Annotated in this window: 11 protein-coding genes; 8 read left to right on the top strand and 3 right to left on the bottom strand. The window is 70.0% G+C overall.

Translation table 11 applies throughout. The features are described from left to right. Positions 1-2: 2 nt before the first annotated feature. Complete coding sequence (locus IEW34_RS10370; RefSeq protein WP_210324481.1) at positions 3-794, top strand: IclR family transcriptional regulator; 792 nt, start codon at positions 3-5, stop codon at positions 792-794. Positions 795-838: 44 nt separating this feature from the next. On the opposite strand, the gene hpnN is transcribed toward IEW34_RS10370, so the two are convergent. Then, positions 839-3,472 carry a hopanoid transporter HpnN gene (gene hpnN, locus IEW34_RS10365; protein WP_188609082.1) on the bottom strand — a complete coding sequence of 878 codons (2,634 nt, stop codon included), beginning with the start codon at positions 3,470-3,472 and terminating at the stop codon, positions 839-841. A gap of 322 nt (positions 3,473-3,794) precedes the next feature. Here hpnN and hpnA point away from each other — a divergent pair, with 322 nt between their 5' ends. Genes hpnA through IEW34_RS10330 form a run of 7 tightly spaced genes read left to right on the top strand, consistent with a single transcriptional unit; the run spans position 3,795 to position 11,717 of the window. Continuing rightward, positions 3,795-4,784 (top strand): hopanoid-associated sugar epimerase, encoded by a 990-nt coding sequence (gene hpnA / locus IEW34_RS10360; RefSeq protein ID WP_188609081.1) that lies wholly within the window; start codon positions 3,795-3,797, stop codon positions 4,782-4,784. Positions 4,785-4,795: 11 nt separating this feature from the next. Next, positions 4,796-6,007, top strand: a complete 1,212-nt coding sequence (locus IEW34_RS10355; RefSeq protein WP_244641907.1) for a glycosyltransferase — start codon at positions 4,796-4,798, stop codon at positions 6,005-6,007. Continuing rightward, entirely contained in the window at positions 6,004-6,879 is an 876-nt protein-coding gene (gene hpnC / locus IEW34_RS10350) for a squalene synthase HpnC (protein WP_188609080.1), read from the top strand. The genes IEW34_RS10355 and hpnC overlap by 4 nt, the downstream gene beginning before the upstream one ends. Then, a complete protein-coding gene (hpnD, locus tag IEW34_RS10345; RefSeq protein ID WP_188609079.1) occupies positions 6,876-7,694 on the top strand; it encodes a presqualene diphosphate synthase HpnD in 819 nt (272 codons plus the stop codon). Before hpnC ends, hpnD begins: the two co-directional genes overlap by 4 nt. Positions 7,695-7,740: 46 nt before the next feature. Next, positions 7,741-8,988: a hydroxysqualene dehydroxylase HpnE gene (gene hpnE / locus IEW34_RS10340; RefSeq protein WP_188609078.1), complete on the top strand. Its 1,248-nt coding sequence runs from the start codon at positions 7,741-7,743 to the stop codon at positions 8,986-8,988. Between the two features lie 42 nt (positions 8,989-9,030). Then, a complete protein-coding gene (shc, locus tag IEW34_RS10335) occupies positions 9,031-11,007 on the top strand; it encodes a squalene--hopene cyclase (RefSeq protein ID WP_244641926.1) in 1,977 nt (658 codons plus the stop codon). A 17-nt stretch (positions 11,008-11,024) separates the two neighbouring features. Beyond that, complete coding sequence (locus IEW34_RS10330; RefSeq protein WP_188609077.1) at positions 11,025-11,717, top strand: phosphorylase family protein; 693 nt, start codon at positions 11,025-11,027, stop codon at positions 11,715-11,717. On the opposite strand, the gene hpnH is transcribed toward IEW34_RS10330, so the two are convergent. Together hpnH and ispH are read right to left on the bottom strand one after the other, a co-directional pair. Then, on the bottom strand, positions 11,658-12,812 hold the full coding sequence (gene hpnH, locus IEW34_RS10325; RefSeq protein ID WP_188609076.1) for an adenosyl-hopene transferase HpnH: 1,155 nt from the start codon (positions 12,810-12,812) through the stop codon (positions 11,658-11,660). The genes IEW34_RS10330 and hpnH overlap by 60 nt on opposite strands. 130 nt (positions 12,813-12,942) lie before the next feature. Next, positions 12,943-13,887 (bottom strand): 4-hydroxy-3-methylbut-2-enyl diphosphate reductase, encoded by a 945-nt coding sequence (gene ispH / locus IEW34_RS10320; protein ID WP_188609075.1) that lies wholly within the window; start codon positions 13,885-13,887, stop codon positions 12,943-12,945. Positions 13,888-13,999: the final 112 nt, after the last annotated feature.

The following is a 13,999-nucleotide window of genomic DNA, read 5'->3' as shown; positions in this document are numbered from 1 at the left end:
AGATGACGGATGGGACCGGGCTCGATGAGCAGGGCCGGCACGCGCCGCTGGAGCGCTACTTTCGCGTTCTCGAGGCGCTGGCCTTGAGCGGCGACGGGCTGACGCTGATGGAGCTTGCCCGCATGCTCATGCTACCCAAGGCGACGATGCACCGCCTGCTTGCGACCATGCAGCGGTCGGAGCTGGTGGGGTTCGCCGGCGAAGGTCGCGGCCGCTACGTCCTGGCGCAGCGGGTCCGCCGCCTGGCCTATCTCGGTATCGACAGCAATACGGTGGCATCGCTGTCGGAGGCGCTGCTGCGCGACTTCAGCGCCAGCATCGGCGAGACCTGCTACATCGGGCGCCTCGAGGACGTCACCGTGCGCTCGATCGCCATCGCCTCACCGGAGACGCCGTGGCGCGGCTACGTGCTGCCGGGCAAGATCCTGCAGCCCTACGCGACCGCGAGCGGCAAGGTGATCATGGCCTTTCAGCCGGACGAGGCGATCGAGCGCGGCCTCGATGCCGGCATCGAGCCGCTGACAGCGTGGACCAAGACGGACCGCGCGGCGATCCGCGCGGAATATGCCGAGATCCGGCGGACGCGTTTTGCCACCTGCATCCGCGAGGTCGAGGCGGAGCTCGCCGCCTTCGCCGTGCCGATCGAGATTGCGCCAAACGGCGTGCAGTACAGCGTCGGCGTCCTCGGGCCCTATACCCGCATCGTCAAGTTGATCGAAGCAAAGCCGCGCGAGCGGCTCGACGCGCTGGGCCAGGCGATCGGCGCTATCATCATGCGCTTGGGCTCACCATAGGTCGTGGCGACAGCGGAGCGGCCGCGCCGGTCGCAGCGGACGCTTCAGGCGGCTGGCCCGCGTCCCTCGGGAGGCGGGCCATCATCCGCCGCATCGGAGCCGCCGTTCTGGCTGGCGAGCAGGGCGGGCTGGAACAGGGTGGCGGCGGCCAGGGTGGTCACCAGCGCCAGCGCCATGAGCTTGCCCATGCTCGACGTGCCGGGGTGGTGCGAGAGCCAGAGGCTGCCGAAGGCGGTGGCCGTAGTGCAGGCGCTGAAGAAGACGGCGCGCGTCAGGCTCGACTGCAGGAAGTTCGTCTCGCCGGACCGCCACGCCATCACGTAGTAGATCTTGAAGGCGACGCCGACGCCGAGCAGCAGCGGTAGGGCGATAATGTTGGCGAAGTTCAGCTTGAGGTCGATCGCCGCGCAGATCTCGAGCGTCACGACCAGCGCCAACAACAGCGGCACGAGAGTCAGCGCCACATCCAGCCAGCGCCGCAGCGCGAAATAGAGGATGACGGTGATGGCGATGACCGAGAGCGCGCCTGCCTGAAGAAATGCTTTGACGATCGTGGCCGCTGCCTCGGTGATACCGATCGGCATTCCGCTCGCGTTGGGCGCGACGGCGCGCACGGCATCGGCGAAGCGGCGCAGGACCACGCCGTCGTTGGCATCGCCGCTCGGGGCAACCTCGACCCGAGCTCTGCCGTCGGCGGCCACCCAGTCGCTGCGCAGAGACTGCGGCAAGCTGGCGAGATCGACGCGGTCGGCGGACAACAGATCGCGGATTTGCGTCAAAGTGGTCTTCAGAGGCACGACAAGCGCAGCCTCCGCGGCGCGGCGGGCCTCCGGCGAGCCCTTGGCCAGCGTCGCAAGCAGGCCGCCGAGCCGCTTGGCCTGCGCGGCGGTCGGTTCGGCGCTGTGGCTCGCTGCTTCAGCGAGTTCGCTGGCGGTAGTGGCGAGGGCGGCCTCGGTTTCCTGAGGGGTCGGGGGCGCGCTCGCAGGACCCGGATCGATGACGTTCTTCAGGGCCGTTCGCGTTTCGGCGATGATGGGGAGCTTCTCATCCTGGTGCTCGGGGATGAAGCTCTCCAGCGTCACGACGCGTGCCACCTCTGGCAGTGCACGAACTTTCCCGGCAATTGCCAGAGCGTCGGGGACATTGTCGGCCAATACGTTGATGGTGTTCGGGCTCGTCTGCGGATCGCGCAGCAGATCGAGCAGGGTCGAGACCGCCTCGGTGTTCTGGGCCCGAAGGTTGAGCGGATTCGAATCGAAGCGCAGCGCCCAGAGCAACGGCAGCGCGAGCAGCGTGAGACCGATCGTCACCCCGACCACCCAGTTGCCGCGCTTGTTGAGAAAGCGATCAACCGGCGCCAACGCGGGGAAGCCGACTTCCGCGGCGACGCCGGACGGGCGCAACAGCACGATCAGTGCCGGCAGCAGCGTGACCGTGGTCACGAATGCGATGATCATGCCGGTGCCGGCGATCAGCCCGAGTTCCGACAAACCCCGATAGGCGGTCGGCAGGAACGAATAGAATGCCGCGGCAATCGAGGCGGCAGCGAGCAGCAGCGGCCCCGCGAGCGCCCGGGCGGTCATCTGCAGGGCGGCATGCATGTCCGCCTTCTCATGCCGCTCGGCGCGATATCGGACGCCGAACTGGATGCCGAAGTCGACACCGATGCCGATGAACAGCACGGCGAAGGCGATCGAGATCAGGTTCAGAGCGCCGACCAGCCACAGCCCGACTGCGGCGGTGAGAACGAGGCCGACGGCAAGGTTCACCATCACGGCCGCGATCACCGCCCGTTGCCGCAGCGCAAGCCACAGGATGAGCAGCACGATCGCGACCGTGGCGATGGTGTTGATCTCCGCTCCCTCGGCGATGGTGCCGAACTCCTCGTCGGAGAGAGCGACGGGCCCGGTCAGTCGCACGGTCACTCCGTGCGCGGGTACCAGATTGAGCTCGGCGATGGCGTCGCGGATCACGCGCGTCGCCTTGCCGCCCGGTTCGAGGTTGTCGAAATCGAGCACCGGCTGGATGTTGACGAAGCGTCGCAACTCGGCCGTGGACGGCGCTTCGCCCGAGATCAGTCGCCGCCAGGAGAAGGCCGCGTCCTTGCCCTGCGACAATCGCTCGAGGGCGTCGGCGATTGCCGAGATGGGCGCCGCCAGCTCCTGCAGCTTCACCATGTCGGCGCTGACGCCCTGCAATCCCTGCGAGAGAACGTCGAGAATGCCGCGCAGTGTCGGGTCAGCCGCCAGGACTTCGAGCAAAGGTTGGGCCGTGGTCAGCGCGGACATGCTGCGGCGCACGTGATCCACGTCGAGGAAGAGAAGGCCGCTCCTGGCGAAGAACGGGCCGCCGTCGGGCCTATGGATCGATCGGATCACGTCGGAGCGCGGCGCTAGCGTCCTGACCAGTGCCTCGGCAGCTTCCTCCGCCTTCTCCGGCGTACTCGCGGTGACCACTGCAAGCAGTTGGCCTGAGCGCTGCGGAAAGGCGCGCTCGAGCGCGATCTCCTGCTGCCGATACGGCAGTGCGGCGGAAAGAAGCTTTTCGCTATCGGTGTCGATGGCGAAATTGCGAGCGACGTAGAGTCCGCTCAGGAGCGTCACAGCGAGGAAGCCGAGGACGACGAGCCAGGGATGGCGGCCGGATAGGCGCACGGCCTGCATGATGGCGGCGGTCATTGGCGGGACATTACCGTCGCTGCGGGAAAAAAGGGCAGTATCTCTATCGTCGGCGCGTGCCGATCGGTCAACGCGCCGCCGCCGCTGACCGCCCCCCGCCTGCTGCGGGGCGGCGCGGCAACCATCGCAGCGTTGAAAACAGCGGATATAGCCAGGCCGTGGTACAAGCCAATCTGCCGTCCGGATGCAAAACGCCGCAGGGCGCGGGATGCGCGCGCACGCGCCGATCGCAGCTCTTTCATGGTCGGCCCGGGCACGTCCCCACGCGCAAGGTGCACGCTACATCTTGCTTTGGGTAAGCCGGATGTGCTGATCAAGCGGCATGGTGGCTTCGTCCGTACTCGTCACTGGCGCCTCGGGATTCCTCGGCTCGGCCATTGCCGCCGCTCTGAGGGCGCAGGGCCATGAGGTGCGCGTGCTGGTGCGTCGCACCAGCCCGCGCGCGAATATCGATCCGGCCGATACCCTCTACGAGGGCGACCTGCTCGACCGAAGGTCGCTTGCCGCCGCGCTCGACGGTGCGAATGCATTGTTCCACGCCGCGGCGGATTATCGCCTATGGGCGCGCGATCCGCTGGAGATCGTGCGCAACAACGTGGAAGGGACGCGCCTCATCATGGAGGAGGCGCTGAAGGCCGGGGTCCGACGCATCGTTTACACGAGCAGCGTCGCCACCTTCAAGTTGGCCAAGGGGATAGCCGCGAGCGAAGAGTCACCGCTGGCCGAGCATGAGGCGATCGGAGCGTATAAGCGCAGCAAGGTCGCCGCCGAGCGCCTCGTCGAGGGCATGGTCCGGGACGGGCTGCCGGCGGTGATCGTCCATCCCTCCACGCCCGTCGGGCCGCGCGACATCAAGCCGACCCCGACCGGGCGCATCATCGTCGAGGCGGCGGCCGGGCGCATGCCGGGCTTCATCGATACCGGGCTCAATCTGGCGCACGTGGACGACATCGCCGCCGGCCATCTTGCCGCGCTCGAGCGCGGCCGTATCGGCGAGCGCTATATCCTGGGCGGCGAGAACGTGTCGCTCGGCGACATGCTGGCGGATATCGCCCGCCTGGTCGGCCGCAAGCCGCCGACCCTGCGGATCCCGCGGCTCGCCGTCTATCCCGTCGCCTACGGCGCCGAGCTCGTCGCCAGGCTGCGCGGCGTGGAGCCGTTCGTGACGGTCGACGGCCTGCGCATGGCGCGCCATCACATGTTCTTCGACGACGGCAAGGCCAGGCGCGAGCTGGGCTACGTGTCGCGGCCCTATCGTGAGGGGCTTGCGGATGCGGTCGCCTGGTTTCGCGCTCACGGCCATCTTCCGTGACGCTCGCTCCCATGACGCTCTTCCCCATGTCGCTCGCTCCGATGACGCTCTTGGCGCTCGCCTTCGTTCCGGCCGCCATCTGGGCCTACCTCCTCGTCGGCCGCGGCGGCTTCTGGCGCTGCGCGGAGCGCGATGATCGCGTCGGCCTTGCCGCCGCGGGGCTGAGCGCGTGGCCCGACGTGGTCGCGATCGTGCCGGCGCGCGACGAGGCCGAGGTGATCGCGCGCTGCATCGGTTCGTTGCTGCGGCAGGACTATCCCGGGCGGCTGTCCATCGTGCTCGTCGACGACCAGAGCACGGACGGCACCGCCCGGATCGCCGCGGAGGCTGCTGCGGCGGCGGGTGGAGCGGATCGCCTGCACATTGTCGGCGGCACCGAGCCGCCGCGCGGCTGGACGGGCAAGCTGTGGGCCATGCGCCAGGGCCTGGCGCATGTGGATGCCCAGGCCTCGGCGTCGGCGCTGGTGCTGTTCACGGATGCCGACATCGCCTATGCGCCGTCCGTGCTGCGGCGGCTTGTCGCCATCGCCTCCGCCAGGGCCACGGTCCTCACTTCGCTGATGGTCAAGCTGCGTTGCACCAGTGCCGCCGAGCGCTGGCTGGTGCCGGCCTTCGTCTTCTTCTTTCAGATGCTTTATCCGTTCGCCTGGGTGAACGATCCGCGCCGGCGCACGGCCGCCGCCGCGGGCGGCTGCATGCTGGTGCGGCGCGGCGCCCTGGCCGCGGCGGGCGGGCTCGAGCGGGTGCGCGATGCGCTCATCGACGATTGCGCCCTCGGCGCGCTGATGAAGCGGCAGGGGCCGATCTGGCTCGGGCTGACCGAGGACGTGCACAGCCTGCGCGCCTATCCGCACGTCGCCGACATCCGGCGGATGGTCGCGCGCTCGGCCTATGCCGAACTGCGCTACTCGCCCCTGCGGCTCGCCGGCGCCGCCGTCGGCATGGCGGTGACCTATCTCGCGCCGCCGCTGCTCGCTCTGCTGGCCCGCGGCCCGGCCCAGGCCGCCGGCCTGCTGGCCTGGGCCATGATGGCAGCCTCCTTCGTGCCGACCCTGCGCCTCTACGGCCGATCGCGCGTCGGCGCGCTGGCCTTGCCGTCCATCGCCGCCGCCTATACCGCGTTTACGCTGGATTCGGCCCTGGAGCACGTTCGCGGCCGGGGCGGCCACTGGAAGGGCCGCTTCCAGGCGAAGACACGACGCGGCGAGGCGAGGGGCACATGACGTCGGCCGCCGACACGCTCTCGGGCAAGTCTCATCGCGACGAGAACTTCCCCGTCGCGTCCTGGCTGATGAGCGCCCGCAACCGCGGGCCGATCCTCGCCTTCTACCGCTTCGCGCGGGCCGCCGACGATGTCGCCGACCATGCGACGCTGCCGCCTGCGCGCAAGCTGGCGCTGCTGGACGACCTGGGCGCGGCGCTGACCGGCGAGGGGCCGTCCGATCCGCAGGCGGAGCCGCTGCGGCACGCTCTGCGCGAGCGCGGCCTGTCCGTTCGCCACGCGCTGGAGCTGCTCGATGCCTTCCGGCTCGATGTCCGCCAGAACCGCTACGCCGATTGGGACGAGCTGATCGGCTACTGCCGGCTGTCGGCCATGCCGGTCGGCCGTTTCGTGCTCGACGTGCATGGCGAAAGCGAAGCCACGTGGCCGGCGTCGGATGCGTTGTGCGCCGCCCTGCAGGTCATCAATCACCTCCAGGATTGCGGCGCCGACTACCGCGACCTCGGCCGCATCTACCTGCCGCAGGACGTGCTCGCCGCCCATGGCGCAACGGCGGATATGCTGGCCGCCCCGCGGGCCGCTCCGCCGCTGCACGGGGCCCTCGGCGAGCTGGCGCGGCGCGCATCCGAACTGGTCGGCCAGAGCCGCTCGCTCGTGCCGCAGATCCGCGACCTCAGGCTGTCGCTCGAAATCGGGGCGATCCACAACCTCGCCCGTCACCTCGCCGGCGAGTTGGAGCGCCGCGACCCGCTGAGCGAGCCCGTTCATCTGGGCAAGGCGGGCTTTGCGCTGGTCGGCGGCGCCGGCGTCCTGCAGGGACTGCTGGCGCAGCTGGGACGGACGATTGCCGCACGCGCGGGACGCCGGCCATGACCGAGGAAGCCGCGGCACCCGCGTCGGGCAGTTCCTTCTATCTCGCCATGCGCGTCCTGCCGCCCGAGCAGCGCGAGGCGATGTATGCGGTCTATGGCTTCTGCCGCGCGGTCGACGATATCGCCGACGGCGGCGGTGCGGCTGTCGAGCGCCGGGCCGGCCTCGACCGGTGGCGCGCGGAGATCGCCGCCATGTTCGACGGCCGCGCGCCGGCCCACCTTGCCGCGCTCGCGGCGGCCACCCGGCGCTATGGGCTGCGGCAGAACGACTTCGGCGCCGTCATCGAGGGCATGATGATGGACGCCGAGGACGACATCCGGGCGCCCGACTGGGCCACGCTCGATCTCTATTGCGACCGCGTCGCGAGCGCGGTGGGGCGATTGTCGGTGCGCATCTTCGGCCTGGGCGAAGGCGCCGGCGAGGTGCTCGCCCACCACCTGGGCCGCGCGCTCCAGCTCACCAACATCCTGCGCGACATCGACGAGGATGCATCCATCGGGCGGCTGTATCTGCCGCGCGAAGCCCTGGTGGCGGCGGGCATCACGATCGACGAGCCGCTGGCCGTAGCCGCCGATGCGCGCCTTCCGGCCGCTTGCGCCGAGGTGGCCGCACGCGCTCGCCACCACTACGCGAAGGTGCAGCCGATCTTTGCCGCTGGCCCGCGCCGCGCCATGCGGGCGCCGCGGCTGATGGCTGCGGCCTACGGCTCCGTCCTCGACCGCATGGTCGCCGCCGGCTTCGCGGCCCCGCGCCGGCGGGTGCGCACGAGCCGTCTGCGCGTGCTCGGCGCCTATCTCCGACACGGCCTCATCTGATGCGCGCGCGGAGCGAAGCGCGCGTGCGGGTCCATGGGGCGGCGCCATGACCGGCCCGGCCGTGCACGTGGTCGGCGCCGGCCTCGCCGGCCTCAGCGCCGCCGTGCGGCTGGTCGAAGCCGGCTGCCGTGTCGTCCTGCACGAGGCGGCACCCGCGGCCGGCGGCCGCTGTCGCTCATATTACGACCCGGCGCTGGATCTGGTGATCGACAACGGCAACCACCTGCTGCTGTCCGGCAACCGAACGGTGCTCGACTATCTCGGCCGGATCGGAGCGGGCGACAGCCTGCGCGGGCCGGCTTCGGCCGCCTTCGATTTCGCGGACCTGGCGAGCGGCGCGCGCTGGCGGCTGCGCCCCAACGACGGGCGGGTGCCCTGGTGGCTCTTCGATCGATCGCGACGCGTGCCCGAGACACGGGTCCGCGACTACCTGGCGCCCCTCGGCGTGCTGCGCGCGCCGGCCCATGCGACGGTCGGCGAGGCCATGCGCTGCGCGGGGCCGCTCTACGAGCGGCTGTGGCGGCCGGTGCTGCTCGCGGCGCTGAACACCGACCCGAAGGACGGCTCGGCGCGGCTCGCCGCCAGCATCCTGCGCGAGACTCTCGGCGCTGGCGGACAGGCCTGCCGGCCCCTGGTGGCGGCGAACGGGCTTTCGGCGAGCTTCATCGATCCGGCGCTCGCCTACATCGCGGCCCGCGGTGCGACGATCCGCTTCGCCGACCGGCTGAGGAGCATCGGCCTCGATGGCGACCGCGCCGCGACCCTCGATTTTACCGGCAGCGGCGCCGTGGCGCTGTCGTCCGGCGAGACGGTGCTGCTCGCCGTGCCGCCGTGGACGGCACGCGAACTCCTGCCCGGGCTCGAGGTGCCCGACGCATTCCGGGCCATCGTCAACGCCCATTTCCGGGTGAAGCCACCGGCCGGCCTGGCGCCGGTTCTCGGCATCGTCAACGGCCTCACCGAATGGCTGTTCGCCTATCCGCAGCACCTCTCGGTGACAATCAGCAGTGCGGATCGGCTGTTCGACGTGCCGCGCGAGACGCTGGCCGCCGACATCTGGAGGGAGGTGGCCGCCCTGACCGGCCTATCGGATACACTGCCGCCATGGCAGATCGTGCGGGAGAAGCGTGCCACGTTCGCCGCAACGCCGTCCCAGGACGCCAGGCGGCCACAGGCGCGCACGCGCTGGACGAATGTCGTCCTCGCCGGCGACTGGACGCAGACCGGCCTGCCGGCCACCATCGAAGGGGCCGTGCGTTCGGGTTATAAGGCGGCTTCGCTTATGCCTCGATGACCGGTGGGGACGGCCACGGTCGACGTGCTCAAGGGTGCGGTTGTGAACATTGCTTTCGATCATGCGCGCAGTGCCCCCACCCTGGACGGGCTGGAGCGCCATATCAGGCGGGCGACGGAAGCGCTCACCGCGCTTCAGCGTGAGGACGGCCACTGGTGCTTCGAGCTCGAGGCGGATGCCACGATCCCCGCCGAATACGTGCTGCTGCGGCATTTCCGCGGTGAGCCGGACGATCTGGAGCTGGAGCGACTGATCGGCGTCTACCTCAGGCGCGTGCAGGGCGCGCATGGCGGCTGGCCCCTAGTCCATGCCGGCCCGTTCGACATGAGCGCCAGCGTCAAGGCCTATTTCGCTCTGAAGATGATTGGCGACGATGTCGACGCACCCCACATGCGCCGCGCCCGGGAGGCCATCCTGGCGAACGGCGGGGCCGGGCGCAGCAACGTGTTCACGCGCTTCCTGCTGGCGCTCTACGGCGTCGTCCCCTGGGCCGCCACGCCGACCATGCCGGTGGAGATCACCCTCCTGCCGCGCTGGTTTCCCTTCCACCTCGACAAGGTGTCCTATTGGGCTCGCACCGTGCTGGTGCCGCTGCTCGTGCTGCAGGCGCTCAAGCCCAAGCCGGTCAACCGGCGCGGCATCGGCGTGGCGGAGCTGTTCACGGTGCCGCCGGACCAGGTGCGCGACTGGCCGGGCGGCGCGCACCAGGCCTGGGGCTGGATCAAGCTCTTCGGTGCCATCGACAGGGTGCTGAAGCTGGCCGAGCCGCATATGCCGGCCCGGCCGCGGCAGCGCGCCATCGCCGGCGCGGTCGCTTTCGTGACGGAGCGTCTCAACGACGAGGAGGGGCTCGGCGCGATCTATCCGGCGATGGCCAATGCGGTCCTGATGTTCGATGCACTCGGCTATCGGGCCGATCATCCCCACCTCGTCGCGGCGCGCCGCTCGATCGAGCATCTGCTCGTCATCGGCAAGGACGAGGCCTATTGCCAGCCGTGCCTCTCCCCGGTCTGGGATACGGCGCTGGCTTCGCACGCGCTGCTCGAGGTCGGGGATGCGGCGAGCGCGGCCCGGGCAAGGGCCGGTCTCGCCTGGCTGAAGCCGCGCCAGGTGCTCGACGTCAAGGGTGACTGGGCGGTGCAGCGCCCCGACGTGCGGCCGGGCGGTTGGGCCTTCCAATACGCCAACCCGCACTATCCCGATCTCGATGACACCGCCGTGGTGGTGATGGCCATGGATCGTGCCGCGCGCGAACGGGCGGGCGCCACGGCCGGTGATGACGCCGAGGCGGTTGCCCGCGCCCGCGAATGGGTCGAGGGGCTGCAGAGCAGCGACGGCGGCTGGGCTGCCTTCGATGCCGACAACAGCTACCACTACCTCAACAACATCCCCTTCGCCGACCACGGCGCCCTGCTCGATCCACCGACGGCCGACGTCACGGCGCGCTGCGTCTCGATGCTGGCGCAACTCGGCGAGACGCGCGAGACCAGCGCCGTGCTGGCCCGCGGCATCGACGCCCTGATCGCAGGCCAGGAGAAGGACGGCAGCTGGTTCGGCCGCTGGGGCATGAACTACGTCTACGGCACCTGGTCGGCGCTCTGCGCCCTGGGTGCCGTCGGCCACGGCCTGCAATCGCCGCCGGTGAGCCGCGCCGTCGCCTGGCTGGCCAGCGTTCAGAACGAGGATGGCGGCTGGGGGGAGGGCGGCGAGAGCTACCAGCTCGCCTATGATGGCTACGAACGCGCTCCCTCCACCGCCTCGCAGACCGCTTGGGCGCTGCTCGGCCTCATGGCCGCCGGTGCCGCAGAGCACGAGTCGGTGGCGCGCGGCGTCGCCTATCTTGCCGCGACCCAGGGCGACGACGGCTTCTGGGACGAGCCGTTCCATACGGCCACCGGCTTTCCCCGCGTCTTCTACCTGCGCTACCACGGCTATGCGAAGTTCTTCCCGCTCTGGGCCATGGCGCGCTACCGCAACCTCCGGCGCGCCAACAGCCTGACCCCGACCTACGGGATGTGACCGGTGCGGCGGCCCCGATGACCGCGCCAGCCCAGCCCTCGCTGCTGTTCGTGTGCGGCCTGGCGCGCGAGGCCGGCATCGCCGCCGGCGAGGGCGCCCGCGCCATCTGCGGCGATGCGCCGACGCTGCAAGCCGGGCTCGGCGCGCTGCCCGCGCGGCCGGATCTCGTCGTCAGCTTCGGGCTGTGCGGCGGGCTGGATCCGGCGCTGCGCAGCGGTGACCTCGTCGTCGGCACCACGGTCGCCGCAGCCGGGACTACGCTCGCGTCGCAGGAGGGGTTGGGGCGCGTGCTCGTGCGGCGCCTGGCGTCGCTGGGGCAACCGGCCCGGCTGGGCGTCGTGGCGGCGGTCGATGCGCCCGTCCTCACCTGGCGGGACAAGGCGCGTTTGCGCGAGGCCACCGGCGCTATCGCGGTCGACATGGAGAGCCTGGTCGCGGCGCGCTTCGCCGCAGAGTGCGGCCTGCCCTTCGTCGTGCTGAGGGCGGTCAGCGACCCGGCCGACCGCGACCTGCCGCCGCTGGTGCTGAAGGCGGTGGGGGCCGACGGCCGCCTCGACCTGAAGGTCGTGGCCGCCGCCGTGGCGCGCTCCCCGGCTCAGATCGGTGGGCTCGTGGCCGCGGGGCTCGACAGCGCCGCGGCGTTCGCGGCGCTAGGCCGCGTTCGCCGCCTTCCGGGCCTTTTCCTCAGCCTCGGCCTTGCGGATCTCTGAGAGCTTCTGCGTCACGTTGCGCTGGAAAACGAACTCGGCCTGACGCTGCCTGTCGAGCGTGATCTCCGGCGCCATCGGCCCTTCGGTGCGCACGCCGCGCAGGGCGACGCCCAGCGCCTTCCAGGGCTTCGCCACGGTGTCGCGCACCGCCGAGGCCTCGAAGCCGCTGTGGACCATGCAGTCGGCGCACTTCTCGTAGTTGCCGACCCCGTAGGCATCCCAGTCGGTCCCCTCCATCAGCTCCTTGAAGGTCGCCGCGTAGCCCTCGCCGAGCAGATAGCAGGGACGCTGCCAGCCGAAGACGGTCCGCGTCGGGTTGCCCCACGGCGTGCAATGGTAGGCTTGGTTGCCGGCCAGGAAGTCGAGGAACATGCCGGACTGGTTGAAGGCCCATTTGCGGCCGCCGTCGCCGCGGCGGAAGATGCTGCGGAAGAGCTCCTTCGTGGCGGCACGGTTGAGGAAGTGCTTCTGGTCGGGCGCGCGCTCGTAGGCATAGCCCGGTGAAACCGTGATGCCGTCGACCCCGAGGGCCGTCACCGTGTCGAAGAAGGCGGCGACGCGGGCGCCGTCGGCATCGTTGAAAAAGGTGCAGTTGATGGTGACGCGGAAGCCCTTGGCCTTGGCGAGTTTGAGCGCCGCCACGGCGCGGTCGTAGACGCCGCTCTGGCAGACCGACTTGTCGTGCATCTCCTGGTCGCCGTCGAGGTGGATCGACCAGGTGAAATAGGGGCTCGGCTTGTACTGGTCGATCTTCTTCTCGAGCAGCAGCGCGTTGGTGCAGACGATGGCGAACTTGCGCCGTGCAATCACGCCCTCGACGATCTTCGGCAGCTCCTTGTGCAGGAGCGGCTCGCCGCCGGCCATGACCACCACGGGGGCGCCGCACTCGTCGACCGAGCCCAGCGCGTCCTCGACCGAGATGCGCTTGTTGAGGATGGCGTCGGGATAGTCGATCTTGCCGCAGCCGGCGCAGGCGAGATTGCAGCGGAACAGGGGCTCCAGCATGAGCACGAGCGGATAGCGCTTGCGCCCCGCGAGGTGCTGGCGGGCGACATAGGCGCCGACCCTGGCGATTTGTCTCAGCGGAATGCCCAACAGGCGCTCCCTCGGCTCGTGAACGGAACGCCGCCGCGGCGCATGCGGCGGATCGGGGCGTGTCGTCGATCTTCAGGAAACGCCTCGACGCCAATTCGATCGCCAATGTGGCGAGGCTTCATATCCATCGTCAGGCCGCGTTCGAACTGGTCCGGGGGTCCAGCTTCGCCGGCAGGCGGAAGCTGATCGTTTCCTTGGGTCCATCGAGAACCGACAGCTCCGCCGGCCTGATGCGCATCAGCGCTTGCACGACGTCGTCGACCAGGACTTCGGGGGCGGAGGCGCCGGCGGTCACGCCGACGACCTGCGCGTCCTTGACCCAGGCGGGATCGATCTCGCGGCCATCGGCGACGAGATAGCTCGGCAGGCCGACCTCCTCGCCGATCTCGCGCAGCCGGTTCGAATTGGAGCTGTTGCGCGCGCCGACCACGATGATGACGTCGGCCATCCGCGACAGTTCGCGCACCGCGCTCTGCCGGTTCTGCGTCGCATAGCAGATATCACGGGTGTCGGGGCCCTCGATGTCGCTGAAGCGCCGCTGGAGGGCGGCGATAATACCGCGCGTGTCGTCGACGCTGAGCGTCGTCTGCGTCACGTACGCCACCGGCGTGTCGAGGGCGATGGGCAGCTTGGCGACATCCGCCTCGCTTTCGACGAGATGCAGCTGGCCGTCGATCTGGCCGAGCGTGCCTTCGACCTCTGGATGGCCGGCGTGGCCGATGAAGACGAGGGTGCGGCCCTGCGCGACGTAGTGCCGACCCTGATTGTGGACCTTCGTCACCAGCGGGCAGGTGGCGTCGAGCGTCGGCAGGCCGCGCTCGCGCGCCTCGTCCTCGACCTTCCGGGACACTCCGTGCGCGCTGAAGATCGTCACGGCCCCGGCCGGAACCTCGCTCAGCTCCTCGACGAAGCGGGCGCCCTTGGCCTTCAGCGACTCGACCACGTGACGGTTATGGACGATCTCGTGGCGCACATAGACCGGCGCGCCGTATTTTTCGAGCGCCCGTTCCACCACATCGATGGCACGCACGACGCCGGCACAAAATCCACGCGGTTGGGCAAGAATGATCTTCATCGCCGATGACCAGATCCTAACGTGCCAGATCCTGACGCGCGACCGCCGCTCCACGACCGACGCCGGCGCTTGCGGTCCGTCGACGGCGAAGCGGCCGTTCGCTCCAGCTTAG

The organism is Chelatococcus reniformis, assembly GCF_014640075.1.
Classification (GTDB): Bacteria; Pseudomonadota; Alphaproteobacteria; order Rhizobiales; family Beijerinckiaceae; genus Camelimonas; species Camelimonas reniformis.
This window is presented reverse-complemented; position numbering and strand designations above follow the sequence as displayed.